Origin of the sequence: Caballeronia sp. RCC_10 (assembly GCF_041360715.1) — a bacterium.
Classification (GTDB): domain Bacteria; phylum Pseudomonadota; class Gammaproteobacteria; order Burkholderiales; family Burkholderiaceae; genus Caballeronia; species Caballeronia grimmiae.
Map to the genome: position 1 here is coordinate 1 of NZ_JBFUPT010000001.1, position 17,430 is coordinate 17,430.

Annotated in this window: 14 protein-coding genes; 5 read left to right on the top strand and 9 right to left on the bottom strand. The window is 63.2% G+C overall.

The annotated features are described in order from the left end of the window. Positions 1–130: 130 nt before the first annotated feature. The 3 genes from AB6804_RS00005 to AB6804_RS00015 all read right to left on the bottom strand — a co-directional run bounded on the left by AB6804_RS00005 (position 131) and on the right by AB6804_RS00015 (position 2,244). On the bottom strand, positions 131–1,357 hold the full coding sequence (locus AB6804_RS00005; protein WP_370885381.1) for an RNA polymerase sigma factor: 1,227 nt from the start codon (positions 1,355–1,357) through the stop codon (positions 131–133). 59 nt (positions 1,358–1,416) lie between these two features. Further along, positions 1,417–1,815, bottom strand: a complete 399-nt coding sequence (locus AB6804_RS00010) for a VOC family protein (protein ID WP_370884744.1) — start codon at positions 1,813–1,815, stop codon at positions 1,417–1,419. Positions 1,816–1,881: 66 nt separating this feature from the next. Further along, positions 1,882–2,244, bottom strand: coding sequence for a YciI family protein (locus AB6804_RS00015; RefSeq protein ID WP_370884745.1), 363 nt, complete (start codon positions 2,242–2,244; stop codon positions 1,882–1,884). A gap of 240 nt (positions 2,245–2,484) precedes the next feature. Between AB6804_RS00015 and AB6804_RS00020 the strand changes: the two genes are divergently transcribed. Beyond that, positions 2,485–4,362, top strand: coding sequence for a hypothetical protein (locus AB6804_RS00020; RefSeq protein ID WP_370884746.1), 1,878 nt, complete (start codon positions 2,485–2,487; stop codon positions 4,360–4,362). 260 nt (positions 4,363–4,622) lie between these two features. Then, the gene (locus AB6804_RS00025; protein ID WP_370884747.1) at positions 4,623–4,973 is read left to right on the top strand and encodes a DUF2917 domain-containing protein; all 351 of its coding nucleotides are present in this window, start codon (positions 4,623–4,625) and stop codon (positions 4,971–4,973) included. Positions 4,974–4,983: 10 nt separating this feature from the next. On the opposite strand, the gene AB6804_RS00030 is transcribed toward AB6804_RS00025, so the two are convergent. Next, on the bottom strand, positions 4,984–6,570 hold the full coding sequence (locus tag AB6804_RS00030; protein WP_370885382.1) for a tannase/feruloyl esterase family alpha/beta hydrolase: 1,587 nt from the start codon (positions 6,568–6,570) through the stop codon (positions 4,984–4,986). 207 nt (positions 6,571–6,777) lie between these two features. Further along, positions 6,778–7,638 (bottom strand): LysR family transcriptional regulator, encoded by an 861-nt coding sequence (locus AB6804_RS00035; protein ID WP_370884748.1) that lies wholly within the window; start codon positions 7,636–7,638, stop codon positions 6,778–6,780. 84 nt (positions 7,639–7,722) lie between these two features. Between AB6804_RS00035 and mdtD the strand changes: the two genes are divergently transcribed. Together mdtD and AB6804_RS00045 are read left to right on the top strand one after the other, a co-directional pair. Further along, complete coding sequence (gene mdtD / locus AB6804_RS00040) at positions 7,723–9,153, top strand: multidrug transporter subunit MdtD (RefSeq protein WP_370884749.1); 1,431 nt, start codon at positions 7,723–7,725, stop codon at positions 9,151–9,153. Between the two features lie 93 nt (positions 9,154–9,246). Then, positions 9,247–10,242 carry an aldo/keto reductase gene (locus tag AB6804_RS00045; RefSeq protein ID WP_370884750.1) on the top strand — a complete coding sequence of 332 codons (996 nt, stop codon included), beginning with the start codon at positions 9,247–9,249 and terminating at the stop codon, positions 10,240–10,242. A 6-nt stretch (positions 10,243–10,248) separates the two neighbouring features. Here the strand turns inward: AB6804_RS00045 and rarD are convergent, their stop codons facing one another. Beyond that, on the bottom strand, positions 10,249–11,124 hold the full coding sequence (gene rarD, locus AB6804_RS00050) for an EamA family transporter RarD (RefSeq protein ID WP_035966232.1): 876 nt from the start codon (positions 11,122–11,124) through the stop codon (positions 10,249–10,251). A gap of 176 nt (positions 11,125–11,300) precedes the next feature. On the opposite strand from rarD, the gene AB6804_RS00055 reads away from it, so the two are divergent. Continuing rightward, positions 11,301–12,365 carry an AI-2E family transporter gene (locus AB6804_RS00055; RefSeq protein ID WP_370884751.1) on the top strand — a complete coding sequence of 355 codons (1,065 nt, stop codon included), beginning with the start codon at positions 11,301–11,303 and terminating at the stop codon, positions 12,363–12,365. Positions 12,366–12,413: 48 nt separating this feature from the next. Here AB6804_RS00055 and AB6804_RS00060 read toward each other — a convergent pair whose 3' ends face one another. From AB6804_RS00060 to AB6804_RS00070, 3 genes are all read right to left on the bottom strand, one after another. Next, positions 12,414–14,066, bottom strand: coding sequence for a SpoVR family protein (locus AB6804_RS00060; protein ID WP_370884752.1), 1,653 nt, complete (start codon positions 14,064–14,066; stop codon positions 12,414–12,416). Further along, positions 14,063–15,328: a YeaH/YhbH family protein gene (locus AB6804_RS00065; protein WP_244794720.1), complete on the bottom strand. Its 1,266-nt coding sequence runs from the start codon at positions 15,326–15,328 to the stop codon at positions 14,063–14,065. The genes AB6804_RS00060 and AB6804_RS00065 overlap by 4 nt, the downstream gene beginning before the upstream one ends. Positions 15,329–15,499: 171 nt before the next feature. Continuing rightward, positions 15,500–17,422, bottom strand: coding sequence for a PrkA family serine protein kinase (locus AB6804_RS00070; RefSeq protein WP_035966243.1), 1,923 nt, complete (start codon positions 17,420–17,422; stop codon positions 15,500–15,502). Between the last annotated feature and the right edge of the window lie 8 nt (positions 17,423–17,430).

Here is a 17,430-nt window from a genome sequence, read left to right on the forward strand (position 1 = left end):
TTGTCTGGATACGAACCTACGGCAAAATGCGACATCTCTATTTGGCAGAAACGCGACATTTGAACTTGGGACCTACAAAAATAAACATTGCTAATTTGTCTTATGTCAAATCAACAAACGACCAGCCACATTACCCCAACTCCCTCCCACGCCCCAACAAAAACTCCCGCTCCCGCGCATTCCTCGCCAACACGGCCGCCGCAAGAAACTCCTCCCGCGCCTCGTCCTTCCGCCCGACGCGCGCCAGCAGATCGGCCCGCACACCGGGCAACAAGTGATATCCGCGTAGCGCCTCCGAATCCCGCAACCGATCGACGATATCCAGCCCAGCCTGCGCGCCGACCGCCATACTGACCGCGACAGCCCGATTCAGCTCCACGACCGGCGTCGGCGCGACGACCATCAACGCATCATAAAGCGCGACGATCATCGCCCAATCGGTCTCTGCAGCTGTCGCCGCTCGCGCGTGGCACGCAGCGAGCGCCGCCTGCAGCGCATACACGCCGCGTGCGCCGCCCAGCGCATCGGCCCGCGCAAGCGCCGCGAACCCGCGCTGAATCAGCAGCGGGTCCCATCGGCTGCGGTCCTGATCCGGCAGCAGCACCGGACGCCCGTCGCGGTCCACGCGCGCCTTGATCCGCGACGCCTGAATTTCCATCAACGCGACGAGCCCGTGCACTTCGCTTTCTTCCGGCATCAACTCCGCAAGGACGCGCGCGAGCCGTAGCGCATCCTCGCATAGCGCGGGACGCATCCAGTCGGCGCCGGCCGTCGCCGAATAGCCTTCGTTGAAAATCAGGTAGATCACTTCGAGCACCGACGCCAGCCGCGCCGCGCGTTCAGCGGCCTTCGGCGCCTCGAATGCGACGCGCGCCGCCGACAACGTCCGCTTCGCACGCACGATCCGCTGCGCGATTGTCGGCTCCGGCACGAGAAAGCCCCGCGCGATTTCGTCCGTCGTCAGCCCGCCGAGCAGCCGCAACGTCAGCGCGACGCGCGCATCCAGCGACAGCACAGGATGGCACGCCGTGAACACGAGACGAAGCAGATCGTCGCCGATATCGTCTTCGCGGGCGGCGTCGAGGGCATCGACGAAATCGGGGGTGACATGCATCTCCTGCGCGTCCAGATCGCGGCCGAGTTCCTCGTGCTTGCGCGCGTGCAGCGCATGCTGCCGCAGACGGTCGAGCGCCCTGTTCTTCGCTGTCGTCATCAGCCACGCTCCCGGCTTGTCCGGCACGCCCGCACGGCCCCAGTGCTCGAGCGCCGCGACGAACGCGTCCTGCGCCAGTTCCTCCGCGAGCGCGACGTCGCGTACCACGCGCGCCACGCTGGCGATCACCTTCGCGGCCTCCATGCGCCACACCGCGTCGATCACCCGGCGCGTCGCCGCATTGCGCTCGTTCAACGCGTCGTTCACGCCGCTTCTGGCGCCATGTGCACCAGTTCCCAGATGTGTCCGTCCAGATCCTCGAAAGCGTGTCCGTACATGAAGCCGTGATCCTGCGGCGGACGCGGCGTGCGCCCGCCCGCGGCGACCGCCTTCGCGATCACGTCATCCACTTCCGCCCTGCTCTCGCACGACAGGCAGATGAGCGTCTCCACGTGCGTATGCGCGTCGATCAGCGTCTTGTCGGTGAAGGTCTGGAAGAACGGTTCGGTCAGCAGCATCGCGTACAGGTTCTCACCGATGACGAGGCACGCGGCATTCTCGTTCGTGAACGCCGGGTTGAAGCTGAGACCGAGCGCCTTGAAGAACGTCATCGATCGCTTGAGATCGCGTACCGGCATATTCACGAAGATTTGCTTGTGCATGTTGCGTGTCCTGGTTTTCCTTTTCTTCGATGACGACGATCGACGCCCACGCCGATCGACAAAAAATTACAGATAACACGGCCCTATCTTGCGCACTTCGACCGTGCACCACGCCGCGGCCGGGCATTCGGCGGCGATCGCGACCGCTTCGGCGTGCGTCTCGCAATCGAGCAGGAAGAAGCCGCCGATCATCTCCTTCGCCTCGGCGAAGGGTCCGTCGATGATTCTGGCGCGGCGATCGCCGCCCGATGCATGCGATACCCGCGACGCATCTTTCAGCGATGTCAGCGATTCGCACGCGCGCAACACGCCGCGCGCCTTGAGTCCATCGGCGAATTCGACCATCTGCCGATACGTCTCCCGGCCTTCTTCCGGCGTTCGCTGCGTGCGCTGTTCAACTGGTTCGACGATGAGCAACAGAAAAGCCACGGCGGTCTCCTGAGAGCGAATGCGTGCCGCCAACTTAAACCGTCGCGCGGCACGCCGCAATCGGGAAAGATTCGTACGACAATAATGGTCAATTGTCGTACGTTACATCGAGTTACGCGCCGTTACGTGCAGTTCGCTTCAATCGCAGGTAGTATCTGCGGCCAATCGTCTGATCGCTGACGCTTCTCAGGCAAAAACGACCGGTGCGCCCGCACGGTTTTGTCCACTCCCTCGCTGCTCATGAACAACAAGAACGCATTTCTGCTGTCTCCTCTCGTCCTTGCGCTCGCTGCTTGCGGCGGCGGAGCCGACGACGCTTCGATGCCCGCGTCCGTCGCCAACGCGGCAACCAAGCCCGCTTTCACGTGCGCGTCGCCGGCGACGTCATCGGCGTCCGGCGGCTCGGGACAGATCACCGTCGATACCCCGAGCACCGATGGCTCGCGCATGTATCCCGCTGCTGCGAAGTTCCCGGTGGCGATCACGACGCGCGCCGGTTCCGCCGATACGCTCAAGTGGACCATCGCCGATGCGCTCGGCAAGACGGTCGCGAGCGGCAGCTTCGCCGTGCCGGCCGCCGCCACGAAAACCACCCTCACCTGCTCATCGACGCTCGCGGGTTATTTCGCCGTGTCGGCAACGCTCGCGAATCGCGGCGGACAGGTGCAGACGGCGGGCACGCGGCCAAACGGCATTGCGACTTTCGGCGTGATGCCGAATCTCGCCAGCGTCATTCCCCCGGTGACGTATGCGAAGCAGGAGCAGCATCGCTTCGGCATGCAGGGGTTCAATGGCAACGCGACGATGCTCGGCGCGCTCGGCATCTCATCGACCATCGACGACCGCCAGATGTCCGTGATGGAGCCGAACGGCCGCAACACCTTCAACCCGGCCGCGAACAATCTCGATTCGTTCTACACGTCCGGCAACGTGATGCGCCTCGTACGGCTTGACGGCATGCCGGGCTGGGCGAGCGCGCACGGCCAGAGTCCGGACTACGGCTACGTTCCGAACGACCTGTCGTACTTCGCGAACTACATGGCGCGAGTCGGCCAGGAAACGGAAGCGATCCGCGCGCGCTACTACCCGACGATGTCCGCGAACTATTACCAGGTCACGTGGGAGCCGTACATCCTGTGGAAGGACACGGACGCCAACTTCGTCGCGCTGTACAAGGCGGCGTATCAGGGCCTGCATTCGAGAGATCCGCATGCGGTCGTGATGGGCCCGGCCGAGCCGTTCCCGTCGCTGACGACGGAGCGCCTCAAGCGCCTCGCGCCGCTCGGACTGGCGCAGTATCTCGACGGCATCGCCACGCACGGTTATTACGATGCGGGCACGTCGCCGTCGCATCCGCCGGAGCGGCATCACACCGATGCCAACGCCGCCGATGCCGCCAATTCGCTGCTCAACGAGATGCGCAATCTGCGCGCGGAAATGGCGAAGGACTACAAGCCGAACATGAAGCTGTTCGTGACCGAAACGGGCATCAGCTATGACATCGGCTCGAGTTACGGTCCCAACTATCCGACGCCGAACGTGCTGTTCGCGCAGGGCGCGGTCGTCGCGCGCACGCACATCATCCTGCTCGGCGAAGGCGCGGATCAGACCTACGTGTTCTTCGGCCCGGACTTCCCCGGCGAACCCGGTTACGGCACGTTCTTCGATCTCGATCATCCGCAAGCCGAATTCGGCACGACGAACATCAGCCCGAAGCCGGCTGCAATGGCCGTCGCCGCGATGACGCGCGTGCTCGACGGCACCGTGACGCTCGGCCCCGTGAACAACCTGCCGTCGGGCGTGTATGCGTATGCGTTCCAGCAGCGCGGTAACGGCAAGGTCATCACCGCGCTCTGGACGCACAACAACGCGGTATGGCCGGCATCGAACGGAACCTTCAGCGCGACGTACAGCGCCGCCTACAAGCTCGACGTCGATGCAGCCGGCACGAGCGGCACCGTGCAATTGATCGACGCGATGGGCAACGTATCGAGCGCGCCGTACACGAACGGCGTCGTCACGCTGACGCTCACGGAATCGCCGCAGTACGTCGTATCGGTGAACGCGGATATCGCGAAGAAGAACGCGACGAAGCCGCAGGGCTATACCGGCGCGTAACTGTCAGGATCGATGCGGACGTCATCTCGATATTGACAGCGCCGCGCGTTCGCCTCGATACTGCACGACATGCACGCAACCCTTCTCCTCGCCATCGCCGCGATTAAAAACCCAGTGAACGCCATGTACGGCGGGTCATCGGGAGAGCGTGTGCGCTAGCGAGAAACAAGCAAAAGCTGGCAAGTCGATTCCGAAGGCCCCGCCGAAAGACGGGGCCTTCTGCTTTATGCGTGCATCGCGCCCCGTCTTTGGCTCACATCATGGAGAGCAAGATGGAAGAGCTGTCGAAACTGCTGGACAGGCGCGGGACGCGCGTCGTGGTGTATGTCGATGTGGCCGCGCGTCAAACCGTGTCGTGGCGTCTTCCGTGCGATGCGGAATTGCGCATCGGGAGCGCATCCGTGTGGCTCACGCGCCATGCGGACCCCTACGACTACTGGATGCAGCCGGGCGACGTGCTGCGTCTCGTGCGCGGCGAACGCATCTGGCTGTCGTCGGACTGCGATCACGCGATCGAGGTCTCGTTGACGTCGTATCGTGCGAACTCGAAGCGCCCGGCGTGGGCGCGCATCGTCGAGCGCTTCATGCCGCGTGCCGTCGACGCCATATGAAGCCCGCCGCCTAAGGCGCGACGCACCGAAAGCTCGTCGCGAGATTGACGCTGCCCTTGCCGATATAGCGGGGATAGCCAGGATAGCGGCAGATGGGCCGCGTGCGCCCGTTGGTGGCGGGCGCGATGTCGCTGCCGACGAGCGTCTCCGGTGCGACGCCGTTCGTCACCCAGTCGTCGAGCGCGCCGAGTTCGTCCCATGCGGGAATGAATACGCCGTTGCCGTGCTGAAAGCCCGGCACCATGTAGAGCCGCATGAACGAATCGACGGTGTCCTGACCGTAACGCTCGATGAGCCCGCGATAGAACGCAAGCGTCTGGTTCGGGCTGATCACTTCGTCGGCCAGGCCGTGCATCGCGACGAGCTTGCCGCCGTGCGCGATGAACGCGGAGAAATCCGGGTTCATCGCACCGACGGTGTACGACAGCGTCACGAGCCGCTGCCGCCAGTTCCCGGGGTTGTCGATATCGAACGACAAGACGCTGAAGCCCGGATCGCGCGTGACGAAGTGGCGGATATACGCATCGCCCTGAGCGAACAGATAGCCGTTCGCCGCGAAGGTCGGCGGCGCGACGAGCGTCGGCGAGTCGCCGAGGCCGAGCGCGCCCGAAAAATCGACGCCCTGGAACACGTTGTAGCCCGGATACTGATCGACGCCGTAGGCAAGCGCGTACGGCATCGTCAGTCCGTCGCGCAGCAATTGCAGCGTGTCGAGTTGCGCATCGGACAGGCAACTGTCGCGCAAGGACGGACGCTGCCCGTTCGCGCAACGCAGTGACGCGATGATCTGCGGCTCCAGCTTCCGGCACGCCTCCACATTACCGACGATGCCATCCGCGAGGCCATCCAGCCGGTCGCATTCGTGCACGACGGTTTCGAATACGCGCCGCTGCTGCGCGATCCCGACGAAACCGCCCGGTTTCGCATACGACGCCTGCCCGAGCTTCACGCCGAGCAGCCGCACGCCCGAGAAGTTGATTGCGGGCGCGTTGGCGATCACGCCGTCGTAGTCGTTCGGGAAACGTTCGATCACGGTGAACCCTTCGCGTCCGCCGGTCGATCCGCCCGCGAAATACGTCTTGTCCGGCGTGCGCCCGTAGCCCATCTGGATCAGCGCGAGCGCCACGTCGCGCGTTTTCTTGAGATGCGCAAAGCCGAAATTGACGATCGCCTCGTCGTTGACCGCGAAGTCCGCGCGCCCCGAGTTGCCGACGTGGCCCGAGTCCGAACCGAAAGTCGCGTAGCCACGTGCGAGCGGCGTCGAGTCCGGGGCGAAGGGCATCGGCTGGGTGCCGGAAACGAGCACTCCGTTGTAGCCGCCGCCGCCCATCTGCAGCGCGCGGCCGTTCCAGCGGCTCGGCAGATTGACTTCGAAGCGGATGTCGGGCGTGGTGTCCTGCAGCGCCCGGATGACGCCGTTGATGCGGCAATACTCGCCGTTGCGGTTGCCCGGCGCGGCGGCCTTGACGACCGATGCCGTGGTGATTAGCGCGCCGCGCGTCGGCAAACCGATGATCGACGCGGGCACCGTCTTGCCGGCGAGGTCGTCGCAATGCTTCGTGACATACGCGGCGGCATGCGCGCTCGCGAGCGGCATCGTCGCGGCGATCGCGAGCAATAGTGCGCGGCACGCCCGTGACAACCGGCGCGAGGCATCGGAGGAAAAGAAACGGCGGTTGGGAAGCACGGGTTGGCGAGGATACTTCGATGGCCGCTCAATATATAAGAAGCGATCGGCGATAGCCATTCGGGGCCGCCGTCCGGCGTTGCAGCGGCACAACCGCCGCGAAGCACGGCGTGTGCCTCACTCGCCGTCCCACTCCCCGCGCAAATCGCTGTCCTGCAGGAGTTGCAGAAGCGTTTCGGCGGGCCGGCTCAGATGCTTCGCCCCGAACGCGATGAATTCCACTTCGGGCAATTCCGGCAAGTCCGCCCGGTTCACCGGCGGCGCCAGCCCCCTGCCCGCCAGAAAATGCGAGCGCACCGTGAGCCCGAGCCCGCCGCGCGCCGCGGCGATGCAGCCGGCGTGGCTGCTGCTCGTGCAAACCATCTGCCAGCGCGCGCCGGCCATCGCGAGCGCATCGAGGACGACGGCGCGCGTGACGCTCGGCTCCGCGACGAGAATCAGCGGCAGCGGCAGGCTGGTATCGACGACCGTGCCCGGCTTCGCGAGCCATTCCAGACGCCCGCTGAAAAGCCGCGTACCGCGCGCATCGCCGAGTCTGCGCTTGCCGACCGCGAGGTCGAGCTCGCCGGAATCGACCAGTTGATAAAGCCGCCCCGTCATGCCGATGGTGATCTCCAGGTCCACGTCCGGATGCGTATCGCGGAACGCCGCGAGCACGCTGGGCAGCGGCCCGAGCGCGAGATCGTCCGATGAGCCCAGCCGTACGCGCCCCCGCAGCCGCTGCGAGCCGAACTGCGATTCCGCGTGCATCATCGCGTCCAGGATCACGCGGGCGTGGACGAGCATCGCTTCGCCGTCGGTGGTGAGCGCGAGCGAATGCGTGTCGCGCACGAACAGCCGCCGGCCGACGCTTTCTTCGAGGCGTCGAATGTGCTCCGACACGCTCGATTGCCGGAGGCCGAGTTGCCGGCCGGCATCGGTGAAGCTGTGCGACGCGGCCACCGTCGCGAAAGTGTTCAGCCAGATCGGATTCAGCATGCGGCATTGTGATCGGCTTTTCCGATTACAGTCAATGCGGTTAGCGGGCTTCCCGATGACATTGCCCGTCATTAGAATTTCACGATGCCTTTGATACCGATATCAGCGGCGCGCTCACCACTTCATCCCATGACCAGACAGTCTTCCCACACGGCGCTACTTTGGATCGTCGCCGTGGGTTTTTTCATGCAGGCGCTCGATACGACCATCGTCAACACGGCGCTGCCTTCGATCGCACGCGATCTCCACGCCGCGCCTCTCGCGATGCAGGCGATCGTCGTCGCCTACACGCTCACGATGGCGCTGCTGACGCCCGCATCGGGCTGGCTCGCGGACCGCTTCGGCACGCGGCGCGTCTATTTCGTGTCGATCAGCCTGTTCGTCATCGGATCGCTGACCTGCGCGATGGCGCGCTCACTCGATCAACTGGTACTCGCCCGCGTGCTGCAAGGCATCGGCGGGTCCATGCTGCTGCCGATCGGCCGCCTCGCCATCCTCCGCGCTGTCAGCGGCGAAGCCTACGTCTCCGCGCTCGCGATGATTTCCGTCGCCGGCCAGGTCGGCCCTATTCTCGGCCCGACGCTCGGCGGCTGGTTCGTGGAATCGTTCACGTGGCACTGGATCTTTCTGATCAACGTGCCGATCGGCGCGGTGGGGCTTTATGCGGTGCATCGCTTCTTGCCCGCCGACACGCTGCACGATGCGCCGCCGTTCGATTTCATCGGCTGCGGATTGCTGTCGCTGTGCATGGTGTCGTTTTCGCTCGCGCTCGATTGCCCGGTCGAGACGCATCGCGGCGCGGTATCGGCTGCGCTGTTCGCTATCGCCGTGGCGTCGACGTTCGCGTATATTCCGTACGCGCGGCATCGGGCCAATCCGCTCTTTCAACTCAGGCTCTTTCGCGAGCCGAACTTCAGCGTGGGGCTCGTCGGCAACCTGCTGTGCCGCATCGGCTCGAGCGCGGTGCCGTTTCTTTTGCCGCTCATGATGCAGCTCGAACTCGGCTATAGCCCGCTGCACTCCGGCTTGATGATGCTGCCCATCGCGATCGCCGGCACGCTTTCGAAGCGCTGGATCGCGCGGCTCGTCAAGCGCTACGGCTACGATCAATTTCTGCTGGTGAACACGGCGCTCGTCGGCGTGTCGATCGTCGCGTTCGCGGCGTTTTCGGCGTCGCTGCCGCTCGCCGTCGAGATCGCGGTGCTCGTCCTGTTCGGCGCATGCAATTCGATGCAGTTCGCCGCGATGAACAGCGTCACGCTCAAAGGCTTGTCGCGCGAGGATGCGGGCAGCGGCAACAGCCTCTTCTCAATGGTGCAGATGCTCGCGATCGGCCTTGGCGTGTCGATCGGCGGATCGCTCGTGCAGGTGTTCGAAGGACATTTCGGCTCGGCGTCGATCGGCTTTCGGCTGAGCTTCGTCTGCATGGGCGTGGTCACGCTGCTGTCAGGTTTGGTGTTCCGGCGGCTCGATCCGGCGCCGCCCGCGCAAGCGCAGGCATCGGCAGCGCGTTAGGTCGTGACGCCAAGCTTCCGCTTCGGGCAGCCGTACGGCATCGGCGCTATCCTGCCTGTTCCCGCAAGCCCTTCCCTCTTTCGGAGCGTAACCGTGCAATACCGCAAATTCGGCAGCACCGGTCTCACCGTCTCGCGTCTCACCCTCGGCACGATGACCTTCGGCCTGCAAACGGACGAAGACGTGTCGCGCAACATCATGGACCGCGCGAGCGATGCGGGCGTCAATTTCATCGATACCGCCGATGTCTATCCGCTCGGCGGAACGGAAGACATCGCCGGGCGCACGGAGGAGATCGTCGGGCGCTGGCTGGCAGGCAAGCGCGACCGCTTCATTCTCGCGACGAAGGCCGTCGGCGTGATGGGGCCGCTCGCGTGGAACAAGGGCGCGTCGCGCAAGCATCTGCTCGACGCGATCGACGCATCGCTCAAGCGGCTCAATACCGATTACGTCGATCTGTATCAGCTACACATGGACGACCGCGACACGCCGCTCGACGAGACGCTCGAAGCACTGGATGTGATCGTGCGGCAGGGCAAGGCGCGGTATATCGGCGTGTCCAACTTTCTGGCCTATCGGCTCGCGCGGGCGCTGGGCCGTGCCGACGTGCTGCGCGCCGCGCGCTTCGTCTCCGTGCAGCCGCGCTATAACCTGCTGTTCCGGCAGATCGAGCGCGAATTGCTGCCGCTGGCAAAAGAGGAAGGGCTTGCAGTGATCCCGTACAACCCGCTCGCGGGCGGATTGCTGACGGGCAAGCATCGTCATGACGCCGCGCCTTCCGATGGCCGCTTCACCGCGACGGTCGGCAAGGCGGGCGAGATGTATCAGGAGCGCTATTGGCACGAGCGCGAGTTCCGGACGATCGAGAAGCTGAAGGGACTCGTCGCGCCGACCGGACGTTCGCTTGCGAGCACGTCGCTCGCGTGGGTGCTCGAAAATCCGGCGGTGACGTCGGCGATCATCGGTGCAAGCCGGCCGGAACAGCTCGACGATACCCTCGCGGCCGTCGATCAGCCGCTCGATGCGGACCTTAAGGCGAAGCTCGACGATTTGACCGTCGAATACCGCTGGGGCGACGCGCAGCGGTAAGCGGCATCAAGCTCGCGACTGCCGCGCGCGATAGATGCCTTCGAGCGAATACAGTGCGAGCGCGGCCCAGATTGCGCCATAGCCGATCAACTGGTCGTGGCCGAACGCCTCGCGATACAGCACCACGCCGATCAGCAGTTGCAGCGACGGCGTGATGTACTGGATGAGCCCGAGCATCGACAGCGGAATGCGGCGCGCGCCGGCGGCAAACAGCAGCAGCGGCACGGCGGTAACCGGGCCGGCCGCGGCGAGCAGCAGCTTCACGCCGGTCGATGCATGCGCGAAACCGCTGCCGCCGTGCGAACTCAGCACGAAGAGATACAGCAGTGCAATCGGGCACAGCAGCATGGTTTCGAGCGTGAGCCCTTCCAGCGCGCCGAGCGTCGCGGTCTTTCGCAGCAGCCCGTAGCCGCCGAACGTGAGCGCGAGCGCGAAGCTGATCCACGGCGGCGCGCCGTTGGCCCACGTGAGCCACGCGACGCCGAGCGCGGCGACGATCACTGCGATCCACTGCCCCGGCCTCAGCCGTTCGTGCAGGAACGCCATGCCGAACAGCACGTTGACGAGCGGATTGATGAAGTAGCCAAGACTCGCCTCGACGATGCGCCCGTCGTTCACCGCCCAGATATAGATGCCCCAGTTGGCCGATAGCAGCACCGCGCTTGCCGCGAAGCGCGCGAGCAGCCGCCGGTCGCGCAACACGGGGCCGAGCCATTGCCACTGACGCCGCACGGTGAGCACGATGAGCAAAAACGCCATGGACCACGCCATGCGGTGCGCGAGCATTTCCACCGCGCCGATCTCGTGCAGCGCCTTGAAGTAGATCGGAAAGAGGCCCCAAATGGCAAAGGCCGTGAAAGCATAGACGACGCCTGGATTCATTGTTCGATGCGTGAGGCAGTAAGGCTGCAGGACCGATCGGAAGCCGTCTGCAAGGAATGGAAGCAGAATTCTAGTCGACGCGGCGGCGTTTCCTGTCATTTGCGCGAGGCCGGGCGAGATTCGTGCTCGAAGGCACGTGCTAGCATGGCCCCGCACAATCACCTGTCGCTTCGCTAATGAACAACGATCAACCGTCCGTCCATACCCGGTTCTTTCACATCCTGCTGTTCGTCGTCTCGGTTGCGCTCGGCTGGGTGCTGCTGCCGTTTTTCGGCGCGATTTTCTGGGGCGCGATTCTCGCCCTGCTCTTTCAGCCGATGCAGCGCTGGCTCACCGTCCGCTTCGGCAAACGCCGCAACCTCGCCGCGCTGACGACGCTCGCCGCCGCGATCCTCATCGTGATCATTCCGGTGGCGGTCGTCGCGGTGACGCTCGTGCAGGAAGTCGCGCTCGTCTATACGCGCATCAAGAGCGGCGACCTCAACTTCGGCCTGTACTACCAGCACGTGCTTCATGCGTTGCCCATGTCCGCGCAGCAAATGCTCGGGCGATACGGCCTCGACGACATCCCCGGCATCCAGCGCAAGCTGATGGAAGGCGCGTCGCAGATCAGCCAGTTCGCGGCGGCGCAGGCGCTGCTGATCGGCCAGAACACGTTCCAGTTCGTCGTGAGCTTCGGCGTGATGCTGTACCTCGTGTTCTTCCTGCTGCGCGATGGCGGCGAGATCGGCCGGCGCATTCGCCGCGCGATTCCGCTCGATCCCGCGCCGAAGCAGCATCTGATCGCGAAGTTCACCACCGTCGTGCGCGCGACGGTCAAGGGCAACATCGCGGTCGCGGCCGTGCAGGGCTTTCTCGGCGGAATGATTTTCTGGATTCTCGGCATCAACGGCTCGCTCCTGTGGGGCGTGCTGATGGCGTTTCTGTCGCTCTTGCCCGCCGTGGGCGCGGCGCTCGTGTGGGTGCCCGCCGCCCTCTATTTCTTCATGACGGGCGAGATATGGCGCGGCATCGTGCTGGTGGTGTTCTGCGTCGTGGTGATCGGGCTCGTCGATAACGTGTTGCGGCCGATTCTCGTCGGCAAGGACACGAAGATGCCGGACTGGGTCGTGCTCATCTCGACGCTCGGCGGCATGGCGCTCTTCGGCATCAACGGCTTCGTGATCGGGCCGCTGGTTGCTGCGCTCTTCATGGCGAGCTGGGATATCTTCTCGCAGGACGAGGAAGGCAAGAGCGTATGAAAAAACGGCTCCGCGAAGGAGCCGTTTTCATTTTGGGAAACCGCCGCGTCAGCGTGAATGCGGCGCGTTGTAACGGCACTCGAAGCGCTTTCTCACCGTCCCGTTTTCATCGACGCTTTCCAGATACACATCGAACTGCCACAAGCGCGCCATGTGCTTGAGCACTTCGTCGCTGTCGTTCGACAGATGGCGGTTATCGGTCATGAAGTGACGCAGCGTGAGGCTGCGATCGCCGCGCGTGTTGACCGAGTACACCTGGATGTTCGGCTCGCGATGATGAATGTCGTACTGCCGCGACAACGCCTGCCGCACGTAGCGATAGCCGCTCCCGTCGTGAATCGCCGATACTTCGAGCGCATCGCGCATGTCGTCGTCGAGAATCGAGAAGAGGCGCATTTCGCGTATCAGGTGCGGCGACAAGTACTGCGCAATGAAGCTCTCGTCCTTGAAATTGCGCATCGCGTAGTGCAGCGATTCGAGCCAGTCGCTGCCCGCAAGCTCGGGGAACCACTCGCGGTCTTCGTCCGTCGGGCTCTCGCAGATGCGGCGGATGTCGCTCATCATCGAGAAGCCGAGCGCGTACGGATTGATGCCGCTGTAATACGGCTTCGTGACCGGCGGCTGATACACCACGTTGCTGTGCGAATGCAGGAACTCCATCATGAAGCCGTCTTCCAGACGGCCTTCGTTATAGAGCGTGTTCAACAGCGTGTAGTGCCAGAAGGTCGCCCAGCCTTCGTTCATCACCTGCGTCTGACGCTGCGGGTAGAAGTACTGTCCGACCTTGCGCACAATGCGGATCACTTCGCGCTCCCACGGCTCCAGGAGCGGCGCGTTCTTTTCCGCGAAGTACAGCAGATTCTCCTGCGGCTCCGGCGGATAGCGGCTTTCCGTTTCCTCGGCGGACGGCGCCTTCTTGTTCGGCAGCGTGCGCCACAATTCATTGACCTGCGATTGCAGATACGCCTCGCGCTCGCGGCGCATCGCCGCTTCTTTCGCGAGCGACAACTTCTGCGGACGCTTGTAACGGTCGACGCCATAGTTCATCAGCGCGTGACACGAGTCCAGCAGTTCCTCGACGCGATCCAGCCCGTAACGCTCCTCGCACTCCGCGATGTAATTCTTCGCATAGACGAGGTAATCGATGATCGCGTGGGCATCCGTCCACAGCCGGAACAGATAGTTGCCCTTGAAAAACGAGTTATGCCCGTAGGCGGCATGCGCGATGACGAGCGCCTGCATCGTCATCGTGTTCTCTTCCATCAGATACGCGATGCAGGGATTCGAATTGATGACGATCTCATACGCGAGCCCCATCTGCCCGCGCCGATAGCTCTTCTCGGTGGAGAGAAAGTGCTTGCCGAACGACCAGTGCCGATAGTTCACCGGCATGCCGACGGAGGCATACGCGTCCATCATCTGCTCGGCGCTGATGATCTCGAGCTGAATGGGATACACATCCAGCCCGTAGCGGTTCGCGACGCGCGAAATCTCGGCGTCGTATTCTTCGATCAGCTCGACGCTCCAGTCCGACGGACATGGCAGCGGCCGCTTGTCTGCAACGTTCATCCTGCCTTCCTTGTGCGTCTTTTCGGACGCATTGCGTTGCCCCGCTTCCGGTCCGAGCTTCGAAGGAGCACGATCGTCCGTGCCGTCCAGATGATAACCACGCGCTTCGTTGTTCGAATGCCTGCTCGTCATGCGGCCGCCTGTTGTTTTTCGAAAAGCTCGCGAAAGACCGGATAGATATCCGAGGCCGAGTCGACTTTCTTCATCGCCAGCTCAGGGGCGCCCGCTGCCAGTTGAGCATACTCCAACCAGAGATTCTGCTCCTCTGGCGCTACCTGGATATAGGCAAAATACCGGACCTTCGGGAGGATGTCGTCCGCCAGCAGCTTGCGGCATTTGGGGGAATCGTCGGTCCAGTTGTCGCCGTCGGAAGCCTGCGCGCCGTAAATGTTCCATTCAGTCGGCGAATAGCGCTCGTCCATGATCTTCTTCATCAACTCCAGCGCGCTCGATACCACCGTACCGCCGCTTTCCGTCGAATGAAAGAAGGTGTCCTCGTCCACTTCCTCCGCACGCGTATGGTGACGAATGAAGACGACTTCGATCTTCTCGTAGTTCCGTTGCAGGAACAGATACAGCAGGATGAAGAAGCGCTTCGAGAGGTCCTTGCGCTGCTCGTCCATCGAACCGGATACGTCCATCAGGCAGAACATCACGGCCTTGCTCGATGGCGTCGGCTGCTTCACGCGGTTGATATAGCGCAGATCGAAGGGATCGATGAACGGAATGCGCGTGATCCGCCCCTGCATGACGACGATTTCCGCTTCGAGACGCGCGATCTCTTCGGCGTCGCCGTCTTCGGCTTTGAGCTGTTCGAGCTGGCGTTCCATCTCGCGCAGTTGCGTCGCGAGCGGCCAGCCGAGCGCGATACGCCGCCCGAGCGCGGAGCGCAGCGAGCGCACCACGTCGATATTGTTCGGCGTGCCTTCCGCCGCCCAGCCCGCGCGCACGTTCTTCCAGGTGGGCACGGCGAGCAGTTGCGTCTTGACGAGGCGCGGCAGTTCGAGGTCGTCGAAGAAGTACTGCATGAACTCTTCGCGCGACAACTCGAAGACGAAGTCGTCCTGCCCCTCGCCCTCGTTGCTGGCACTCTTGCCGCCGCCGCCCGAGCCGCCCGGCGGACGCGGAATCTTGTCGCCGCGTATGTAGTCGGCGTTGCCCGGATGGACATACTCGCGCTTGCCGCCCGGCCCATGCCGGAACGACGGCTCCGCGATGTCCTTCTTTGGAATCGTGATGCTCTGCGTGCTTTGAATGTCCTTGATGCTGCGATCGCGCACCGCGTCGGACACCGCACGGCGAATGTAGTTCTTGACGCGTCGCAGGAAGCGTTCGCGGTTCGCGATGCTCTTGTTCTTGCCGGCTAACCTGCGGTCGATGATTTGGTGCAGCACATCCAGTCTCCCGCGTAATTGGCGAGGTGCGAGGCGCTGCTCGAGTTCTTGGCGTACCGCGCGGCTCGCCAGCGTCTCTCACTCGCAACGTGCCCGCCTTGCCACCCGCTTCGATTAATGAAGCCGGGCGGCGCGAGCCTGAGTCACGACAACCTGTCTTTCTCTACCACCTCAAGACGACTTGCGCACCCGCAGATACCAGTCGCACAGCAGGCGGACCTGCTTCGGGGTGTAACCCTTCGCGACCATGCGATTGACGAAGTCCTCGTGCTTCCTCTGCTCTTCCGCCGATCCCTTCGCATTGAACGAGATGACCGGCAGGAGTTCTTCCGTGTTGGAGAACATCTTCTTCTCGATCACGACGCGCAGCTTCTCGTAGCTGATCCACGCGGGATTCTTGCCCCCGTTGGCCGCACGCGCACGCAACACGAAGTTCACGATCTCATTGCGGAAGTCCTTCGGGTTGCTGATGCCTGCGGGCTTCTCGATCTTCTCCAGTTCCGCATTGAGCGCGGCACGGTCGAAGCTCTCGCCGGTGTCGTGATCGCGGAACTCCTGATCCTGAATCCAGAAGTCGGCATACGTCACATAGCGGTCGAAGATGTTTTGTCCATACTCGGAATACGACTCCAGATACGCGGTCTGAATCTCCTTGCCGATGAATTCCGCATACCGCGAAGCCAGCACGTCCTTGATGAAGGACAGATACTTCTGCTCCGTTTCCGGCGGGAACTGCTCCCGTTCGATCTGCTGTTCCAGCACGTACATCAGATGCACGGGATTGGCCGCGACTTCGGTCGAATCGAAGTTGAAGACGCGCGAGAGGATCTTGAACGCGAAGCGTGTGGAGACACCCGTCATGCCTTCATCGACACCGGCGAAATCACGATACTCCTGATACGACTTCGCCTTCGGGTCTGTGTCTTTCAGGTTCTCGCCGTCATAGACCTGCATCTTCGAGAAGAGACTCGAATTCTCCGGTTCGTGCAGGCGCGTGAGGACCGCCATCTGCGCCATCATCTTGAGCGTGCCGGGCGCGCATACCGCATCCGCCAGCGACGAGTTGCGCAAGAGCTTCTCGTAGATCTTGACCTCTTCGCCGTAGCGCAGGCAATACGGCACCTTGACCACGAAGATCCGGTCGAGCAGTGCCTCGTTGTTCTTGTTGTTGCGGAACGCCTTCCATTCCGACTCGTTCGAGTGCGCGAGAATCACGCCGTCGAACGGGATTGCGCCGAAACCTTCCGTGCCCTTGAAGTTGCCTTCCTGCGTCGCGGTCAGCAACGGATGCAGCACCTTGATCGGCGCCTTGAACATTTCGACGAATTCGAGCAAGCCCTGATTGGCCAGACACAGGCCGCCGGAGTAGCTGTACGCATCGGCGTCGTCCTGCGAATACGTTTCGAGCTTGCGGATATCCACCTTGCCGACGAGCGAGGAGATGTCCTGATTGTTCTCGTCGCCCGGCTCCGTCTTCGCGATACCGATTTGCCGCAGGATCGACGGATAGCGGCGCACGACGCGGAACTTGCGGATATCGCCGTTGTATTCATGCAGGCGCTTGACCGCCCACGGCGAAAGAATGCTTTTGAGGTAGCGGCGCGGAATGCCGTATTGCTCTTCGAGCACGGGGCCGTCTTCGTCGTAATCGAACAGGCCGAGCGGCGATTCGTTGACGGGCGAGCCCTTCAGCGAATAGAACGGCACGCGCTCCATGAGTTGCTTCAGACGTTCGGCGATCGACGACTTGCCGCCGCCCACCGGACCCAGCAGATACAGGATCTGCTTCTTCTCTTCGAGACCCTGCGCCGCGTGCCGGAAATACGACACCACGTTCTCGATCACCTCTTCCATTCCGTAGAACTCGCGGAACGCCGGGTACACCTTGATGACCTTGTTTGCAAACACGCGCGACAGCCGCGGATCGAGACGCGTGTCGACCATTTCGGGTTCACCGATGGCCGTCAGCATGCGTTCGCCGGCTGTTGCGTATGTGGCAGGATCTTCCTTGCAGAGCGCGAGATACTCTTCCAGCGAGAACTCTTCCTCGCGCGTTTTTTCGAAGCGGGTCGCGAAACTGCTGTAGATATCCATGCTACCTC

What these genes read in the sequence shown, in the direction of transcription:
- AB6804_RS00025 (WP_370884747.1), top strand. Translation starts at nt 4,623, where the DNA reads ATGGAGAGCAAGATGGAAGAGCTGTCGAAACTGCTGGACAGGCGCGGG.
- rarD (WP_035966232.1), bottom strand. Translation starts at nt 11,124, where the DNA reads ATGAATCCAGGCGTCGTCTATGCTTTCACGGCCTTTGCCATTTGGGGC.
- AB6804_RS00055 (WP_370884751.1), top strand. Translation starts at nt 11,301, where the DNA reads ATGAACAACGATCAACCGTCCGTCCATACCCGGTTCTTTCACATCCTG.
- mdtD (WP_370884749.1), top strand. Translation starts at nt 7,723, where the DNA reads ATGCCTTTGATACCGATATCAGCGGCGCGCTCACCACTTCATCCCATG.
- AB6804_RS00060 (WP_370884752.1), bottom strand. Translation starts at nt 14,066, where the DNA reads ATGACGAGCAGGCATTCGAACAACGAAGCGCGTGGTTATCATCTGGAC.
- AB6804_RS00070 (WP_035966243.1), bottom strand. Translation starts at nt 17,422, where the DNA reads ATGGATATCTACAGCAGTTTCGCGACCCGCTTCGAAAAAACGCGCGAG.
- AB6804_RS00010 (WP_370884744.1), bottom strand. Translation starts at nt 1,815, where the DNA reads ATGCACAAGCAAATCTTCGTGAATATGCCGGTACGCGATCTCAAGCGA.
- AB6804_RS00030 (WP_370885382.1), bottom strand. Translation starts at nt 6,570, where the DNA reads ATGCCGCTCGCGAGCGCGCATGCCGCCGCGTATGTCACGAAGCATTGC.
- AB6804_RS00035 (WP_370884748.1), bottom strand. Translation starts at nt 7,638, where the DNA reads ATGCTGAATCCGATCTGGCTGAACACTTTCGCGACGGTGGCCGCGTCG.
- AB6804_RS00005 (WP_370885381.1), bottom strand. Translation starts at nt 1,357, where the DNA reads ATGGAGGCCGCGAAGGTGATCGCCAGCGTGGCGCGCGTGGTACGCGAC.
- AB6804_RS00020 (WP_370884746.1), top strand. Translation starts at nt 2,485, where the DNA reads ATGAACAACAAGAACGCATTTCTGCTGTCTCCTCTCGTCCTTGCGCTC.